This is a genomic window from Nocardia sp. NPDC051463, assembly GCF_040681975.1.
In the GTDB taxonomy this organism is placed as follows: Bacteria; Actinomycetota; Actinomycetes; order Mycobacteriales; family Mycobacteriaceae; genus Nocardia.
This window is the reverse complement of record NZ_JBFBAB010000010.1, coordinates 24,282-40,957: the sequence shown is the minus strand read 5'-3', so window position 1 is coordinate 40,957 and position 16,676 is coordinate 24,282. Positions and strand designations below refer to the sequence as shown.

Below are 16,676 nucleotides of genomic sequence, written 5' to 3'. Positions count from 1 at the left end.
CTGCGGTTACTGTCGTTGGAAACAATCGGCTCATGTCCGTCGCTCTCTCACCGGCACACAGCGAAACCTCATTGGTCCTCCGGTTGCTGACCAGGTGGCCCCAGATCTCCGAGCGCATGCTCGCCGCCGGGCTGGGTGCGACCCCGCCTGCCGCCGATCTGCCCCCTGGGCATTTCACCGCCGAGGTGCTGCCCGCCATCTATGCCTGCGGCCGCGCGGTCCTACAGGCCATCGGCGAACAGCGCACCTTCAGCAGGGCCGAGGTCGCGACCTTCGTCGCACCGGTGGCCGAGCGGCATGCGGAGGACCGGTTCCCGCTCGCGGTGCTGATCGAGGCCATCCACGGGTCGGCACAATCTGTGCTCGCGGAGGCCGCGGCACTGGCGACACCCGAGGAGACCGAGGATCTGGTGGTGGTCGGCAGCCGCCTGCTCGAGTTGCTGATGCACATCAACATCACCGTGGTCGAGACCTACTCCGAGGTCGAGCAGTCGATCTACAACGCCGAGCGCGAGGCTCGTCGCGAATTGTGTTCGGCGCTGCTGCGTGGGTTGCCCGCCGAAGAGCTTGCGGCACGCGCAGATACCGCGCTCACCGACCGCTACACCGTGCTGGCGATTCATATCCACCAGGACCATCGGCTACCGCAGGACAGTCGCTCGAGCACCGTCGCGAATCTGCTCACCCGACGCCGGATCCGCGTCCTGCAACGCGCTTTGGACGGCCTCACCGGCACCACCGCGCTCGCCACCTTCGACGGCTCCAACGGCATCGCGCTGCTACCGAACGTCACCGAGTCCGCCGAGCTCGATCACGAGCAATACCACCAGCTCGCCGTCGGATTGGCGGCACAGTTCGGCACCGAAGTCACCGTGGCCGAATGCCCTTCGGTCGCACGCAAATCCGTCCCACAGTCCGCGCACGAGGCCACCGAGATCGCGGAACTCGCCCGCCTGCTCGGCAGGCCGACAGGCGTCTATCGGCTCGACGATCTACTGCTCGAATTCCAGCTCACCAGACCGGGACCGGCCCGCGCCAGGCTGGCCGAGCGCATTGCCCCGATCCTGCGGAGCCCGCATCTGCTGGAGGCGCTGGACGCGCATCTGCGCCACGGCTCCGAACGCAAGGTCGCCGCGGCCGAAATCCACGTGCACCCCAACACTTTCACCTACCGACTGCGACGGATCGCCGAGCTCACCGGTCTGGACCCCACCGATCCGAACGACTCCCGCGTGCTCGCGGCGGCGCAGACGATTCACCGTCTGTTCCCGGCCACCGATGCGGGCAGCCACTGAGACGGTGTCCGCGCTCAGCCGACGAGCAACCGGTGGCTCAACAGTCGACGACCGCGACCGCGAGGCCGCCGAGCGAAGTCTCCTTGTATTTGTCCAGCATGTCCGCGCCCGTCGCGCGCATCGTCTGGATGACCTTGTCGAGCGACACGTGGTGCACGCCGTCGCCGCGAATCGCCATGCGGGCCGCGGTGATCGCTTTGACCGCCGCGACACCGTTGCGTTCGATGCACGGAATCTGCACGAGACCCCCGATCGGATCGCAGGTGAGACCGAGGTTGTGTTCGATGCCGATCTCGGCGGCATTCTCGATCTGTTCGGGTGTACCGCCGAGCACGGCCGTGAGTCCGGCCGCCGCCATCGCGCAGGCCGCGCCGACCTCGCCCTGACACCCGACTTCCGCACCGGAGATCGAGGCGTTCTCCTTGATGAGCTGCCCGATCGCACCCGCGGTCAAGAGGAAATCGATGACGCTGTCGTCATTCGGGCCCGTGACGAACTGCTGAACATAGTGCAGCACAGCGGGAATGATGCCCGCGGCGCCGTTCGTCGGCGCGGTGACGACCCGGCCGCCCGCAGCGTTCTCCTCGTTGACGGCCATGGCGAACAGGGTGACCCACTCCATCGCTCGCAGCGGGTCGGTGTCGTCGGCTTCGACGGTCAATCGTTCGCGCAGCGCTGCCGCACGCCGTCGAACGGCGAGTGCGCCCGGCAGCACACCCGCCGTCGACGCCCCCCGCTGGACGCAGTCCTGCATGACCTTCCAGATCTCGAGCAGGTCGGTCCGGATCCGATCCGGACTGCGCCAGGTCATTTCGTTGGCCAGCATCAGCTCACTGATGGACAGCCCGGTAGCGGTGGTGTGGGCAAGCAGCTCCGCGGCCGAGGCGAACGGGTGCCCGACGGTGGTTCCCGTCTCGGCAGGCCGGTCGATCTCGGTTTCGTCCAGCACGAACCCGCCACCGACGGAGTAGAAGCGACGCTCGACGAGCACCCGCCCTTCGGCATCGGCGGCGCGGAACATCATGCCGTTGCTGTGGAAGGCCGGCCTGATTCGCCAGAGCAGCTCGATGTCCTCCTCCACGGCGAACCCGATCGGATGCACCCCACCGAGCCGCAGCGTGCCCGCGTCCCGCACCTCGGAGGTGGTGGCGGCCACCACCTCCGGATCGACGGTCTCCGGCCGTTCCCCGGACAGTCCGGCGACAACCGCCTCGATGCTGCCGTGCCCGCGCCCGGTCGCGCCGAGCGATCCGTAGAGCTCCACCCGCACAGCGGTCGTATCGTGCAGTCGGCCCTCGGTTTTGAGCTGTTCGATGAAACGGGCGGCCGCGCGCATCGGTCCCACGGTGTGCGAGCTCGACGGCCCGATGCCGACCCGGAACAGGTCGAAAATGCTGACCGTCATGCCTGCCCACGCAGACCGGGATACAGCGGGAACCGGCCGACCAGCGCATCGACTCGCGCGCGCAACTCCTCGACCGGCTGCGCCGAGCACAGCGCCGCGGCGATGATATCGGCGACCTCGGCGAATGCCGCGGTGTCGAAACCGCGGGCCGCCAACGCCGGTGTGCCGATCCGCAGACCGGAGCTCACCATCGGCGGGCGCGGGTCGAACGGAACCGCGTTGCGGTTCACCGTGATTCCGATCTCGGCGAGCCGATCCTCGGCCTGCTGGCCGTCGAGCTCGGAGTCGCGCAGGTCCACGAGCACCAGATGCACATCGGTACCGCCGCTGACCACGCTGATCCCCGCCGCGTGGCAATCCGCGGCGAGTAGCCGCTCGGCCAGCAACCGGGCACCCGCGAGCGTGCGTTCCTGGCGATCACCGAACGCCGGTTCACCCGCCATCTTGAAGGCGACGGCCTTGGCCGCGATCACATGCTCGAGCGGCCCGCCCTGCTGTCCGGGGAAGACCGCCGAGGCCAGCTTCTTTCCCAATTCCTCGACAGCGAGAATGAATCCGCCGCGTGGTCCGCCGAGGGTTTTGTGGGTGGTGGAGGTGACGACGTGCGCATGCGGCACGGGCGAGGGATGCAGCCCCGCCGCGACCAGACCGGCGAAGTGCGCCATGTCGACCATCAGGTATGCGCCGACTTCGTCGGCGATGCGCCGGAATTCGGCGAAGTCCAGATGCCGCGGGTAGGCGGACCAGCCCGCCACGATCAGTTTCGGCCGATGCTCGTGGGCGAGCCGTCGTACCTCGTCCATATCGACGAGATGGTCCTCGGCCCGAACATGATAGGCCGCAACGTCATAGAGCCGTCCGGAGAAATTGATCTTCATCCCATGGGTGAGGTGTCCACCGTGGTCCAGCGCGAGCCCGAGGATGCCGTCGCCGGGTCGCAGCAGCGCATGCATCACCGCGGCGTTGGCCTGTGCCCCCGAATGCGGCTGGACGTTGACGTATTCGGCGCCGAACAAGGCGCGCAACCGGTCGATCGCGAGTGATTCGATCTCATCGATGTGCTCGCATCCGCCGTAATAGCGGCGGCCGGGATAACCCTCGGCGTATTTGTTGGTGAGCACCGAACCCTGCGCCTGCATCACTGCCAGCGGCGCGTGGTTTTCGGAGGCGATCATTTCCAGACCGCGTTGCTGCCGGTCCATTTCCCGGTCGATCAAATTCGCGACGAGAGGATCGAATTCGCGCAGCGATGCGTCGAGTTCGGATCGGACGGCGGAGACAGGTTCGGCCATGAGGAGCCTTTCGTCGGCGCATGCGCGTAGGTGGCTCCTCCCGCTCTGTCCAATGGCCTGAGAGTTTCACGCACGGTGTGGGGACACTGCGCGTTTGCCCCGTCGGCGAGTGCGTGCGCACTGCTTTCCAGAGTTGCCTGTGCGCAGCGGTACTGGGCCTGAGAGATTCCCGGGAGGATTTGCTCCTTCGGCTCCCCACGACAGGCGTGGAGATCTCCCGCTACGCGTCGAACGGCGGTATTCGGTTGCAGATAGAGCAACAAGTTGCGTAACACGCAACTGGTGCTCTATACGCAACTAAGTATTGAGCCGCCCCAAGCCCTTGTCAACAGCAAGAGGCCGATACTTGCCGCGCCTTTCTCGGGTCCACAGGCGTTGCGACGCAGGTGCGAACCGGTGAGGGGCCGCGGCGGTGGTCAGACGAGGTGGCCGAGGCGGCGGCTGATGTCCGCGGCACTCGCGATGGTCAGTTCCGCGGCGTGCGCGAAGCGGTCCGGAGCGAGGCGGTAGGCGGGGCCCGAAACGCTCAGTGCCGCAACGATGGCACCGTTGCTGTCGTAGACGGGCGCGGCGACGGCATTCAGCCCGATCTCCAGTTCCTCGCGCACGCTCGCCCAGCCGTTCTTCCTGACCTCGACGAGCTCAGCGGCGAGGTCGGCGAACTTGGTGAGGGTGTTGCCGGTGAACGCCTCGAGCTTGGCGCCGACCCGTGTGCGCATCTCGCTCGGCTCGAGACCGGCCAGCAGCACCTTGCCGCTCGAGGTGGCATGCGCCGGACAGCTCTGCCCCACCCAGGACCGCAGCGCGATCGAACCCGGCCCCATCGCCTCGACGATATTGATGATCCGATTACCGTCCAGGACAGCGAGATTGGTCGTCTCGCCCGAGGCGATCGCCAGCTCGTTGCACGCGCCCTGGCTCTGCCCGACCAGGTCGACCTGTGCGCTGGTGGATCCGGCGAGCCGGACGATGGAGAAGCCGAGCCGATACTTGCCACGCTCCGAGAGCTGCTCGACGTATCCGCGCGATTCCAGCACGGCGACCAGCCGCGACACAGTAGATTTGTGCACGCCGAGCTCGGCGGCGATCTCCGTGACACCGGCCTGCCCCAGCTTGGCGATGATCTCCATGACAAGCAGCGCTCGGTCGACGGACTGCACCGCAGCCGTCCGCCCGTTGTCCTCGCCGTCTCGAGTTGCCATCTCGAACGCCATTCTAAGTGGTCGCCGCTCCCAAGCTGCCGACACGTCGCTGCACCACCGCGATTTCCCGCAAGGCATCGTTGAGCAGGCTGCGGTTGAGTGGCGAAAGTTCCGACATCGTGATGATGTCGCCGGGACTGCGCCCGGCGGAAAGCTGCTCGATCTGATGCACCATCCGCATGCGCTGCAGCATGACGAAAACCTCCGCGAGGACGGTGGCATCGCGCTCACGCAGCGCCCCGGCGCTCGCGGCGGCCGCGAGCCGCACCGGAGTCGAGGCCGTGGTCATACCCGCGACCAGGCCGCCCCATCGGGCGAGGTTGACGATCGGAGCCAGCGCGTGGCTCTTCAAATCGAATGTCCCGCCGCGCCGCGAGAGCACATCACGCAGCGAGCGCGTCCGCACGCGCCCCGACAAAGCGTCCAGCAGCTGCAAACGCAGGGCATTCGGGTGCTCGGCGCGCATGCTCCCGAACGCCGCGGGCACGGTGTGCAAGGCTTGGTCGCCCCATACCACGCGCCCGTCGATCAGCAGCGAGGACAGGATCAGGCCCCGATCCTGCAGCGGATCATCGAGCCAGCCCGCGGCCGCCGTCGCCCACTGCGAGCGGGAACGGGAGAACTTCGGCTTTCCGGCGATCGCGCCATTGCTGTCCGCGGGCAAGCCACAGGCATCGAGGATGGTGTGCACTCGCGCGGCGACCGCGCGCAGTTGCTCACTGGCCGGGGATAATTCGTCCGCCCAGGACAACGCGCTGTCCACATCGGACGACGGCATCGCCTCACGCCGGGCGATGCTGCCGAGGGTGAGCCAGGCGAATCCGTCGCTGGGCGCGTTGTCGATCTCGGCGAGCGCCAGTTCGAGCGCCTTGCGGACCACCGAGTCGATGACGACCGACAGGATGCCGCTGGTCGCCGAAGCCTTGGTGCCGTTGCGGAACAGGTCGACGACGGTTCCGGTGATCGCACGGGCCGCGCGCTGCAACTGCGGCGCGTCCGCGGCCGCGGCGATCGAGCGGCGCAGCACGAAGCTCTGTCTGGCCGAGGCCGCGAGCAGGTCGGCGTCCTCGAGCACGCCGAGCACCGCACCGCGCTGCGACAGCACCGGCATGTGCCGCAGACCGCATTCGAGCATCTCCATCAGCACGTTCTCCGCGGACAGGTCAGCGGTCACCCGGCGGGCCGGAGCGCTCATCACCCTGGAGATCGGCACCTCGACCGGTAGCCCGGCCGCGACCACCCTGGTGCGCAGATCACGATCGGTGAAGATGCCGAACTCGCCCTGCGGCAATCGGATCAGCACATAGGAGACCCGCTGTTCGGTCATCCGCACCACGGCGTCGCGCACACTCGTCTCCGGCGTGACGAACACCGCGGCACCGGAAACGAGTTCGCCGACGGGTCGACTGCCGAGCACGGGCGCCATCGGAGTTCGATTGCCGGACATCGTCTTCCACGCCGAGGACGCGAGGAAGGCCAGGCCATCGGGCTGCGCGAACTGATCCCGCACCAGGGCGCCTGGCAGCCGGATCAGCACGCTCGGTTCGGACGCCCGCGCGACGAAGTCGGCGCTGCCGCCGGTGAGCAGCGGGACATAGCCGAAGATGCCGCCGGGTTCGACGGCATCGATCGGTGCGCCATCGCCGCTGCCCTGCAGGGTGACGCGGCCGGTCCATGTCATCCAGATATCGTCGGGCACCTGGGCCGAGTAGTCCATGATCACCGCGCCCGCGGCGAACCGGTGCAGCGAAGAAGCCGCCGCGAGCTGGTCCAGCTCGGGCGGCGTCATCGATTGAAACGGCGCGTGATCGGCGAGAAATGCCGCTAGCTCACCCTCCTTCGGCACCTCGCACTCAGGTTTTCCGTAAGAGGTCCGCGCATTTCTCTGCCATGGTCATGACAGTAATGTTGGGGTTCACCGCGGGCAATTTCGGCATCGCGGAGGCGTCGACGACCCGCAATCGGGACACGCCTTTCACCCGCAGTTCCGGATCGAGCACCGCCATCGGATCGTCGGCCGCCCCCATCCGCGCGGTGGCCGCCGGGTGGTAGACGGTGTTGTGCGTGGCGCGGATGTAGTCGAGCAGCTCGTCGTCGGTCGTGGCGTCCGGACCCGGTGCGAGTTCCCTGGCGATCCAGTTCCGCAGCGGTGTCTGCTCGGCGATCTTGCGGGCCAGCCGGACTCCGGCGAGCATGGTGCGTTCGTCGTGTCCTTCCGGATCGGTGAAGTACCTCGGGTCGACCTTGGGGCGGTCCCGGAAGTCACGGCTGCGCAGCCGGACCGTGCCGCGGGAACGGCCCTGCGTGACATTGGGCGTCAAGCAGAAACCGTTGTCGGTGGTCGGGTACCCGCGGCGCAGCGTGTTCATGTCGAACGGCACGCTGCCGTAATGCATCATCACGTCCGGCAGTCGCAACGTCTCGTCGGTGGTGGCGAACAGTCCGATCTCCCACCACTGCGTCGAGGTGGTGACCATCGGCCGCGCGGCCTCCCAGAACACCAGGCCCTCGACGTGGTCGTCCAGGTTCGAACCGACGCCGGGAGCATCGACCAGCACCGGAACACCGACTTCGCGCAGATGCTCCGCGGGCCCGATCCCGGACAGCATCAACAACTTCGGCGTATCGATGGCTCCGGCGGTGACAATCACCTCGCGCCGAGCCGACACCGTGTCGTACCCGGTGAGATCCGGCCGCTGATAGCGCACGCCGGTCGCGTTGCGGGCATCGTCGAACAGGATCTCGCTGACCCAACACCCCGTGCGCACAAAGAGATTGGGTCGCGAGTCGAGCACCGGGTGCAGGTAGGCGTGCGAAGAAGACATCCTGATGTTGTCCTCGTCGGAATTGATCTGGAACCAGCCCGCGCCGTTGCGCACCGTGGTGCCACGGTTGAATTCGACCGTCGGTAAGCCGACCAGCGCGGCGGCTTCGAGCACCGCCGCACCGCATGGGTCGACGGGCGGGACATCGCGCAACCGGACCGGACCGGACCGGCCGTGCTGCTCGCCCGGCGCGTCGTTGTTCTCCACCCGCGCGACATAGGGCAGCACTTCGGCCGCGCTCCAGCCCTTCGCGCCCATCGCGGCCCATTCGTCCAGACCCTCGGCGGGCGGCCAGAACGCGATACACGAGTTGTGCGAGGAACATCCGCCGAGAACCTTCGCCCTGGCGTGGCGCAGAAAGCTGTTGCCACGCTCCTGCGGTTCAACCGGATAGTCCCAGTCGTACCCGGAATCGAGTAGATACATCCACTCCGAGAGCTCGAGGATATTGCGGTCACCGACGTCGGAGGGTCCTGCCTCCAGCAGGCACACCGACACGTCCGGGTCCTCACTGAGCCGGGCGGCCAGTACACATCCCGCGGTGCCGCCGCCCGCGATCACATAGTCGAATACCTGGTCAGACATCGGAATCCGCCTTCGCGGCCACTGCCGCGTGGGAGGCAAGGGTCCCGATGCTCTTGCGGCCCCGTGCGAGGTACCAGAGCAACCCGGCGCCGAGGATCGCACCGATGTAGACGAACGCGCCCCAGGTGTTGTACCAGGGTGTGCCGTACACCGCCTCGCGCGGCCAAGCCAGGTTCACCGCCATTCCGATGCCCCACACGACGGCGAGGATATTGACGATCAGGCCCCATCGGCCCATCGAAAAGTAGCCGCCGGCCTGCAGATCCTTCGGCGGCCACTGCCCCTGCAGGCGCTTCTTCAGCATCGGCCCCGTCACCATCAGGTAGGCCAGGTAGATCATGATGATGGCGATCGAGGTCAGCACCGTGAAAATTTTCGGCTGGCCGATATTGATCACCAGGATCAGCGCGGCGAGCACACCGATCAGCACGGCGGGCACCACCGGGGTCTGCGTCTTCGGGTGGACGCGGGCGAGCTTCTCACCGAAGGGCAGTGCGTTGTCGCGGGCCATCGCGAAGGTCAACCGGATAGCGGCGGTGTGCACGGCCAACGAACACACGGTCACCGCGACCACGATGCAACACAGGAAGATGGTGCCGAGGGGGCCCCACATCACCTGTTCGACGATGTACTGCAGGCCGCCGCTGGAGCTGCCGATCTGTGGGTCGTCGAGATCGGGGGCCGCCATCACCGCGAACACCAGGATCGCGCCGCCGATCACGAACGAGGCGAGCACCGCGCGCAGGATGGCCTTCGGCGCCGTCCGCCGCGGCTCCACCGTCTCCTCACCGAGCGAGCTCGCGGTATCGAAGCCGTACATCACATAGCCGGAGGCGAGCGAGGCAACCAGGAACGCACCGAGGTACCCGCCCGACTCCCCGGCGCCGTAGCCGTGCGTGGAGAAGAACACCTGCGGGCCACGAGTCCAGTTGGCCGCCAAGATGATAGCGATCAGCACGGCCGCGATGAGTTCGATGAACACGCCCGCGCTGTTGATCATGGACATGAGCCGGACGCCGAGCGCGTTGACGGCGGTGGTGAACACGATCATGATCGTGCCGAGCACCACGGCATTGGTGGCGTAGTCGTACTGACCGCTGCCGTCACCGATCAGCTGGAAGCCGCTCCATAGTCGTGGCAGGTTCAGCTGGAGGGCGAGCACCACCGCGGACAGTGTCACGATCGACGCGGTCAGCATCAGCCAGCCCGAGGACCACCCGACGATTCTGCTGCCGAGCGCCTTGGACCAGTTGTACACCGAGCCCGCGACCGGATACTTCGCGGCCAGCTCCATGAAACACAGGGCGACAGCGAGCTGACCGACGAAAACCAAAGGCCACGACCATAGATAGGCCGGACCCGCAGTGCCGAAGCCGAAATAGAACAGCTGGAATGTACCGGTGAGAATCGAAATATAGCTGACGCCTGCCGCGAAGCTGGCGAATTTTCCGATACTCCGGTCGAGGGATTCCTTGTAGCCGAAATCCTCCATCCCATTGTCATCGGACACACTGTGTTCCTTGACTACCATTGCTACCGTGCCTTTCGCGGTGCTGGCCGGTACGGGCTGTCCGGCCGAGATCGAAACTTGGATCAGACGCCCTTGAACCACTCCGCCGGCTTCGGTGCCGTGTTGTGCCAGATGTGTTTGATTTCCTGATATTCGGCCAATCCGGTCGGGCCGAGTTCACGTCCGTTGCCGGACTTCTTGAACCCGCCCCATTCCGCGGCCGCCGTGTAATAGCCGAAGTCGTTGAGCCAGACCGTGCCGTGTCGCAGCGCGCGCACCATGCGTTCGCCGCGCGCCGGGTCGGCGGTGCGCACGCCCCCGGCGAGGCCGTACTCGGTGTCGTTACCGAGCCGAATCGCCTCGGCCTCGGTGCTGAAACGCTCGACGGTGAGGATCGGGCCGAAGGTCTCCTCCTGGACGATCCGCATCGATCGGTCACAGTTGTCGAAGATCGTCGGCAGAAAGAAACTGCCCGCGGCCAGCGCCGGGTCGCTGGGCCGGACACCGCCGGTCACCAGTTTCGCGCCCTCGGAAATACCCAGCTCGACGTAGGCCTCCACCTTCGCTCGATGCTGTTCGGAGACCAGTGGGCCGGTCTCGCTGGTCGGATCGAGCCCATTGCCGACCCGAATCCGCTCGGCCCTGCCGGCCAACTCGGCGACGAAGTCCTCGGCGATGGACTCCTCGACGATGAGCCGTGTGCCCGCCGAGCAGACCTGGCCGGAATGCAGGAACACCCCGGTCAGCACCTGGTCGACCGAGCTCTCCCAGTCGGCGTCGGCGAACACGATGTGCGGGTTCTTGCCGCCCAGTTCCACCGCGACCTTCGTGACGTGTTGCGCGGCGACCTCGGAGATCATCCGTCCGGTGGCGAGGCCACCGGTGAAGGAGATGAAATCGACGTCGGCATTGTCGGTCAGTGCCGCGCCGAGCACCGCGCCGCTGCCCTGCACCAGGTTCAGCACCCCCGGCGGGACGCCGGCTTCGTCGGCCAGGCGGGCGAAGGCAATGGTGCTGAGCGGTGTCACCTCGCTGGGTTTGGCGACCATTGTGCAGCCTGCTGCCAGCGCGGGCGCGACCTTCCACGACATTTGCAGCAGCGGATAGTTCCACGGCGCGATCAGCACACACACGCCGATCGGCTCGCGAACCACGCGGCTGATCACCGTCGGATCACCGACGTCGATCAGCCGGTCGGCCTGAACCGCGACCAGTCCCGCGTAATAGCGGAACACCGAGATCACATCGTCGATGTCGATTCGGCTTTCCACCAGCGTCTTGCCGGTGTCGACGGTCTCGAGGCGGGCGAGCTGCTCCTTATCGCGTGCGAGCAGATCCGCGATCCGCAGCAGCAGCGCCGCGCGTTCGGTGACCGGAGTGGCAGCCCAGGCCCCGTCATCGAAGGCGGCGCGCGCGGCCGCCACCGCTGCGCGCGCGTCCTCGGGGGTGGCCTCGTCCACCTCGGCCACGACCGAGCCGTCGGCCGGGTTGAGGATCAGCCTCGTGCCGCCATCGGCGGCACGCGTCCACACGCCGTCGATGAGCAGGTCCGGTTCACCGTTCATGTCATGTCACCTCATATCGCCGATGCGGGCGAGCAGCCACTCGTGGAATTCCGCGATGTGGTGCTCGGCGGGAACGAGCACTCCGCCGTCCCGGTAGGCACGTGAGGACATCGTGGGCTGGGTTCGCTCACATGCCGCGAAATCCTGTTCATTGACGCGATGGAAAAGCTCGACCGAGCGCGACACATCGCGACCTGTGGCTACGACGTCACCGGTGTATAGCCAGTCGCATTCGACGACTGTCCGGTCCGCGGCCAGCGGGTACATCCTATGGAAGATGATGTGATCAGGGACCAGGTTGACGAAGACCGTCGGACGAATCGTGATCGCGTAATACCTGCGGTCCTGCTCAGCGGTGACCCCGGGCAAACGGTCGAACCCGGCCGAACCGTCGACGGTGAACCCGGCGATCTCCGGACCGAACTCGGCGCCGTGGCCGACGAAGACTTGGGCGGCCAGGCCGTCGGCGAACTCGGGAAGCACCTCGGTGAGCTCGGGGTGGATGGTCGCGCAGTGGTAGCACTCCATGAAGTTCTCGACGATGAGCTTCCAATTCGCGGCGACGTCGTAGACCACGCGGCGACCGACCTGCAGGGTGTCGATGTCGTAGGCGTCGATCGCGGTCGCGGTGCCGAGCCGTTCGGTGACCGCACCGATCACGTCGGTCTCGAACGAGGGCGGTTCGTCGGCCAAACAGACCCAGGCATAACCGAGCCATTCCCGCAGCGCGACCGGCACCAGGCCGTAGGCGACCCGGTCGATATCTTCGCCTGCGGTGTCCTTGAGCGCGGCCATATTGGGCGCGGCGACCAGCTTGCCGTCCAGCCCGTAGGTCCAGGCGTGGTACGGACAGCGCAGGTTGCGACGCACCTGCCCCTCGTCTTCGGTGCACAGCATCGCGCCGCGGTGGCGGCAGATGTTCAGGAAGGCGCGCAACGCCCCGTCGCGGCCGCGCACGATCAGTACGCTCTCCCTGCCGACCTGGACCTTCTTGAATTGGCCGAGATCGGCGAGATCCGCGGATCGGACCGCGCAGAACCACATCTGTTCGAAGAGGCGTTCCTGCTCGGCCGCGAAGATCGATTCCTCGACGTACCACTTGCCACCGAGGGTCGGGATCAGCGCCGGGGTCTGCACCGGCATATCCGCGGTTGGCCCACCCGTCACCCGACCGCCACCCCCCATGGAATCGCTGCGCGATGCTGTTGTCATGCGGTCACCAACCTTTGCGGGTCGAAGAGTGTGATCGGGTGCGCGGTTTTCGCGTCGATGGCCAGGTCGGCGAGGATCTCCCCGACGACAGGGACGAACTTGAAGCCGTGGCCGGAGAAACCGCAGGCGACGGTGACGCGCGCGGTGTCGGGATGGCGGGCGATCACGAAGTGTTGGTCGGGGGTGTTGGAGTACATGCAGGTCGCGCTGTGCACGCAGGGACCGTCCAGTGCGGGGATCAGTTCGGCGACCCGGTCGCGCATCTCCGCGATCTCGTGCGGGTGCACGACGCGGTCGATGGTCTCAGGGGTGCACTCGATGCCTTTACGGAAGAACGCTGTCTTCACCCCACCCGCGGGTCCGTCGATGGCGGGGAACCCGTAGATCTGCTGACCGGAACTGTTCTCGTTGATATAGATCGGCTGGTCTTCGAAGGCCGCTGTCCCGCCGATCGGGTCGAGCCAATACAGCACTTGCCGTTCGATGGTGATCGGGATGCCGAACTGCGCGAGTAGTTCCGGAGCCCAGGCACCGGGACAGATGACGAGCTGTTCGGCGCGGTAGGTGGCCCGCGCGGTCGTCACGGTGACACCGGAGCCGGTCTCCGCCCAGCCGAGCACCTCTTCACCGAACGAGAGCGTCGCTCCCGCGCGCAGCGCGAGATCGATGTGCGCCTGCACTGTCAGCTCTGGACGCGCGAATCCGGCCTTGTCCTCGTAGACCGCGATATCGCCGGAGTCCGGGGTGAAGTTCGGGTATCTGCGCCGGATCTCGGCGGCGTCGAGCACTTCGTGCGGCAGCGACCATTCGCGGCTCGCGCGCAGGCTGCCCGCGACCGTCAGGCAGTCGGGTGGGCCGAGGAAAAGGCCGCCGGTCAGGCGGAAGACCTCGCGCTCGCTGTCGGCGGCGAGTTGCTCCCACAGTTCGTAGGAACGCAGCAGCAGCGGCACATAGGCGGGGTCCTCGAAGTAGGACTGCCGGATGATCCGGGAACCGCCGTGGCTGGAGCCCTTGTTGTGCGCGGGCGTGAACTTCTCCAGCCCGAGCACCCGCTGCCCGCGGGCGGCGAGGTGATAGGCGGCGGCGCTGCCCATACCGCCTAGTCCGATGACGATGACGTCGTAACCGTCTGCCGTAGGAGACCCACCCGTCAACCGACCGCCACCCCCCATCGAATCGCTACGCGATGTAGTGCTCATTCGCTACCTCCTGATCCGGGACATTTCGGGGTCGACCACCGGCTCCGGGTGTACGACGGCGGTGTAGCGGGTGCCGAGATACTCGACCTCGACCACGGTGCCGTGGCCGAGGGCCGCGGGCAGCCACGCGTAGGCGATGCTGCGGCCGATCGTGGCGGAATAGGCCGCGCTGGTGACGTAGCCCGCGCATGCGCCGCGCACATAGACCGGCTCTTTGCCGAGCACGACCATCGACGGACTGTCGAATACGATGCTGCGCAGGATCTTCGCCGGTGGGTCCGCCTTCTCGAGGGCGGCTTTACCGACGAAATCGGGCTTGTTCATGCGCACCGCGAAATCGACGCCCGCGGCGGCGGGCAGATGTTCGGTGGTCATATCGGTTCCCCAACCGCGGTAACCCTTTTCGATGCGTAGGCTGTTGAACGCGATGCGGCCCGCCGCGATCACGCCGTGCGCCTGCCCGGCCGACCACAGCAGATCCCACAGGGCACTGCCGTATTCGGCGGTCGTGTAGATCTCCCAGCCGAGCTCGCCGACGTAGGAGACGCGCATCATCGTGACGGGTATGGCGCCGAGATAGGTCTGCAGTGCGCGGAAGTATTTGAAGGACTCGTGGGAGAGATCGTCGGAGCACAAGGGCTGCACCAGATCTCGCGCTGCCGGACCCCACAATCCGATACAACAGGTGCCGCCGGTGATGTCACGCAGCGTCACCGACCCATCAGCGGGCAGATTGCGCGTGAACCAGTCGAAATCGAGCGGTCCGTTCGCGCCGACCTGGAATCGCTGCGGTGCGAGCCTGGCCACCGTGAGGTCGCTGCGGATGCCGCCGTTCTCGTCGAGCAGCAACGTGTAGGTGACCGAGCCGACGCTCTTGTCCAGATTGTTCGTCGAGAGCCGTTGCAACAGTTCCAGCGCACCCGGGCCCGCGATCTCGTAGCGGGTCAGCGGCGTCATGTCGTACATCGCCACCGCCTGCCTGGTCCAGTGGGCTTCCGCGATGGAGATCGGCGACCAGAAATTGCTCGACCAGTCGTCACGCTCGGGAAAGGCCACGCCGTCGTCGAGAAGGCGCTGTGCCAGTTCGGCATTGGCCTCGTACCAGGCGGGCCGCTCCCAGCTGCCGCCCTCGAAGAAATAGGCGCCGAGTTCCTGTTGCCGGGCATAAAACGGGCTGGTCCGCAGTCCGCGCAGCGCGGTTCGATGCTGGTGCGGATGGATGATGTCGTACACCTCGACGAACGCCTGTGAGCTCGTCTCCATGATGAAATGGTCGCTGCGGGCCACGTCCTCGAAGCGGTACAGGTCGCACTCGTGCACGTCGGTCTGCGGTGCGCCGTCGATGATCCACTCGGCCGTCGCTTTGGCCACGCCCGCGGAGTGGGTGACCCACACAGCCTCGGCGACCCAGAAGCCGGCCAGCTCCCGATGCTCGCCCATGATCGAGAAGCCGTCGGGGGTGAAGGAGAAGATCCCGTTGAAACCCTCCTCCACCTTCGAATCACCCAGCGCGGGAAGCAGTTCCATGGATTCGTGCCACGCGGGCGCGAAGTCCTCGTCGGTGAACGACAGCATGGAGGGCATCGTCGTGCCCGCCGTCACGGCAGCCAGCGTGGACATGTCCACCGGCATCGGCTTGTGCCCGTAGTAGCCGATGCCGATCCGGTCCAGGTGCTCACGGAAGTAGAGGTCCTGGTCCTGATGCCGCAAGATCGGCAGACTCGCCTCACCACGTTCGGTGTTACGGCCGTCGAGTGCGCCGATCCGACCGGTCTTGGCGTATTGGTGGGCCATCGGAACCAGCGGCACGACGAGGCCGACCTGTTTGGCCACTTCGGCGCCCCAGAATCCGGCCGCGCAGATGACGATGTCGGCTTCGATGACACCTTCGGCAGTTTCCACCCCTGCCACCCGACCCCCGCGTGCCACGATGCCGAGCACTTCCTGGTGCGGACGGAACACCGCGCCGCGGGCTGTCGCCAGGCGCGCCTGCGCCTCCGCGGCACGCAGCGCTTTCGCCAAACCATCCGTCGGAGTGTGGAATCCGCCGACAATTCGGTCGACATCGAGCAGTGGGTGCAGCGCGACGCACTCGGCGGGGTCGAGTAGGCGACCTTCGATTCCCCAGGACTGCGCCCAGCCTGCTTTACGGTGCAGGTCCTGCCAGCGTTGCGGGGTAGTGGCCACTTCGAGTCCGCCGACCGGGTTGAATGCCCAGCCGTCCGGATGTTCGAGTGCCAGAAACTTTTCGGTCGTATAGCGCGCGAACTCCGTCATTGTTTTGGACGAGTTCGTCTGGAACACCAATCCCGGCGCGTGCGAGGTGGAGCCGCCGGTAACGAACAGCGGACCTTTCTCCAGCACCGTGACATCGGTCCAACCGCGTGAGGTTATTTCATCGGCGAGCGATGTCCCGACGATTCCGGCTCCGATGATGACAACTTTCGGGTGAGCCAAGGCATGCCTCCGATGTTGCTTACTACGCAACGCAATCGCATTACGCAACAAATGGTCAACCCGATTCGACCCCGTGTCAACAGCTGGAAAGCAATTCTTCGAACATTCGCCTACCTGTTGACGATGACG

Annotated in this window: 11 protein-coding genes and 1 riboswitch; of the genes, 1 reads left to right on the top strand and 10 read right to left on the bottom strand. The window is 66.4% G+C overall.

The features are described from left to right. The first annotated feature begins 32 nt into the window (after positions 1-32). Complete coding sequence (locus AB0M74_RS15785) at positions 33-1,295, top strand: helix-turn-helix domain-containing protein (RefSeq protein WP_366526955.1); 1,263 nt, start codon at positions 33-35, stop codon at positions 1,293-1,295. A gap of 37 nt (positions 1,296-1,332) precedes the next feature. Here AB0M74_RS15785 and AB0M74_RS15780 read toward each other — a convergent pair whose 3' ends face one another. The 10 genes from AB0M74_RS15780 to AB0M74_RS15735 all read right to left on the bottom strand — a co-directional run bounded on the left by AB0M74_RS15780 (position 1,333) and on the right by AB0M74_RS15735 (position 16,547). After that, a complete protein-coding gene (locus AB0M74_RS15780) occupies positions 1,333-2,700 on the bottom strand; it encodes an L-serine ammonia-lyase (protein ID WP_366526954.1) in 1,368 nt (455 codons plus the stop codon). Further along, entirely contained in the window at positions 2,697-3,992 is a 1,296-nt protein-coding gene (gene glyA, locus AB0M74_RS15775) for a serine hydroxymethyltransferase (protein ID WP_366526953.1), read from the bottom strand. The genes AB0M74_RS15780 and glyA overlap by 4 nt, the downstream gene beginning before the upstream one ends. 35 nt (positions 3,993-4,027) lie before the next feature. Continuing rightward, a riboswitch (glycine riboswitch) is annotated at positions 4,028-4,133 on the bottom strand. A 275-nt stretch (positions 4,134-4,408) separates the two neighbouring features. Then, positions 4,409-5,194, bottom strand: coding sequence for an IclR family transcriptional regulator (locus AB0M74_RS15770; RefSeq protein WP_366526952.1), 786 nt, complete (start codon positions 5,192-5,194; stop codon positions 4,409-4,411). A gap of 13 nt (positions 5,195-5,207) precedes the next feature. Further along, positions 5,208-6,983 carry a putative nucleotidyltransferase substrate binding domain-containing protein gene (locus tag AB0M74_RS15765; protein ID WP_366526951.1) on the bottom strand — a complete coding sequence of 592 codons (1,776 nt, stop codon included), beginning with the start codon at positions 6,981-6,983 and terminating at the stop codon, positions 5,208-5,210. A 64-nt stretch (positions 6,984-7,047) separates the two neighbouring features. Then, complete coding sequence (locus AB0M74_RS15760; protein ID WP_366526950.1) at positions 7,048-8,604, bottom strand: GMC oxidoreductase; 1,557 nt, start codon at positions 8,602-8,604, stop codon at positions 7,048-7,050. Then, positions 8,597-10,135, bottom strand: coding sequence for an amino acid permease (locus AB0M74_RS15755; protein ID WP_366526949.1), 1,539 nt, complete (start codon positions 10,133-10,135; stop codon positions 8,597-8,599). The genes AB0M74_RS15760 and AB0M74_RS15755 overlap by 8 nt, the downstream gene beginning before the upstream one ends. A gap of 62 nt (positions 10,136-10,197) precedes the next feature. Then, positions 10,198-11,679: an aldehyde dehydrogenase family protein gene (locus tag AB0M74_RS15750; RefSeq protein WP_366526948.1), complete on the bottom strand. Its 1,482-nt coding sequence runs from the start codon at positions 11,677-11,679 to the stop codon at positions 10,198-10,200. 6 nt (positions 11,680-11,685) lie between these two features. After that, positions 11,686-12,822 (bottom strand): aromatic ring-hydroxylating dioxygenase subunit alpha, encoded by a 1,137-nt coding sequence (locus AB0M74_RS15745; RefSeq protein ID WP_366527091.1) that lies wholly within the window; start codon positions 12,820-12,822, stop codon positions 11,686-11,688. A gap of 65 nt (positions 12,823-12,887) precedes the next feature. Next, the gene (solA, locus tag AB0M74_RS15740; protein ID WP_366527090.1) at positions 12,888-14,063 is read right to left on the bottom strand and encodes an N-methyl-L-tryptophan oxidase; all 1,176 of its coding nucleotides are present in this window, start codon (positions 14,061-14,063) and stop codon (positions 12,888-12,890) included. A gap of 30 nt (positions 14,064-14,093) precedes the next feature. Continuing rightward, the gene (locus AB0M74_RS15735) at positions 14,094-16,547 is read right to left on the bottom strand and encodes an FAD-dependent oxidoreductase (RefSeq protein ID WP_366526947.1); all 2,454 of its coding nucleotides are present in this window, start codon (positions 16,545-16,547) and stop codon (positions 14,094-14,096) included. Positions 16,548-16,676 lie beyond the last annotated feature (129 nt).

Bases quoted from the DNA above. Each gene is read 5' to 3' on its own strand.
- glyA (WP_366526953.1), bottom strand. From the start codon at position 3,992: ATGGCCGAACCTGTCTCCGCCGTCCGATCCGAACTCGACGCATCGCTG.
- AB0M74_RS15755 (WP_366526949.1), bottom strand. From the start codon at position 10,135: ATGGTAGTCAAGGAACACAGTGTGTCCGATGACAATGGGATGGAGGAT.
- AB0M74_RS15765 (WP_366526951.1), bottom strand. From the start codon at position 6,983: ATGACGCCGCCCGAGCTGGACCAGCTCGCGGCGGCTTCTTCGCTGCAC.
- AB0M74_RS15760 (WP_366526950.1), bottom strand. From the start codon at position 8,604: ATGTCTGACCAGGTATTCGACTATGTGATCGCGGGCGGCGGCACCGCG.
- AB0M74_RS15770 (WP_366526952.1), bottom strand. From the start codon at position 5,194: ATGGCAACTCGAGACGGCGAGGACAACGGGCGGACGGCTGCGGTGCAG.
- AB0M74_RS15750 (WP_366526948.1), bottom strand. From the start codon at position 11,679: ATGAACGGTGAACCGGACCTGCTCATCGACGGCGTGTGGACGCGTGCC.
- solA (WP_366527090.1), bottom strand. From the start codon at position 14,063: ATGGGGGGTGGCGGTCGGTTGACGGGTGGGTCTCCTACGGCAGACGGT.
- AB0M74_RS15745 (WP_366527091.1), bottom strand. From the start codon at position 12,822: ATGCCGGTGCAGACCCCGGCGCTGATCCCGACCCTCGGTGGCAAGTGG.
- AB0M74_RS15780 (WP_366526954.1), bottom strand. From the start codon at position 2,700: ATGACGGTCAGCATTTTCGACCTGTTCCGGGTCGGCATCGGGCCGTCG.
- AB0M74_RS15785 (WP_366526955.1), top strand. From the start codon at position 33: ATGTCCGTCGCTCTCTCACCGGCACACAGCGAAACCTCATTGGTCCTC.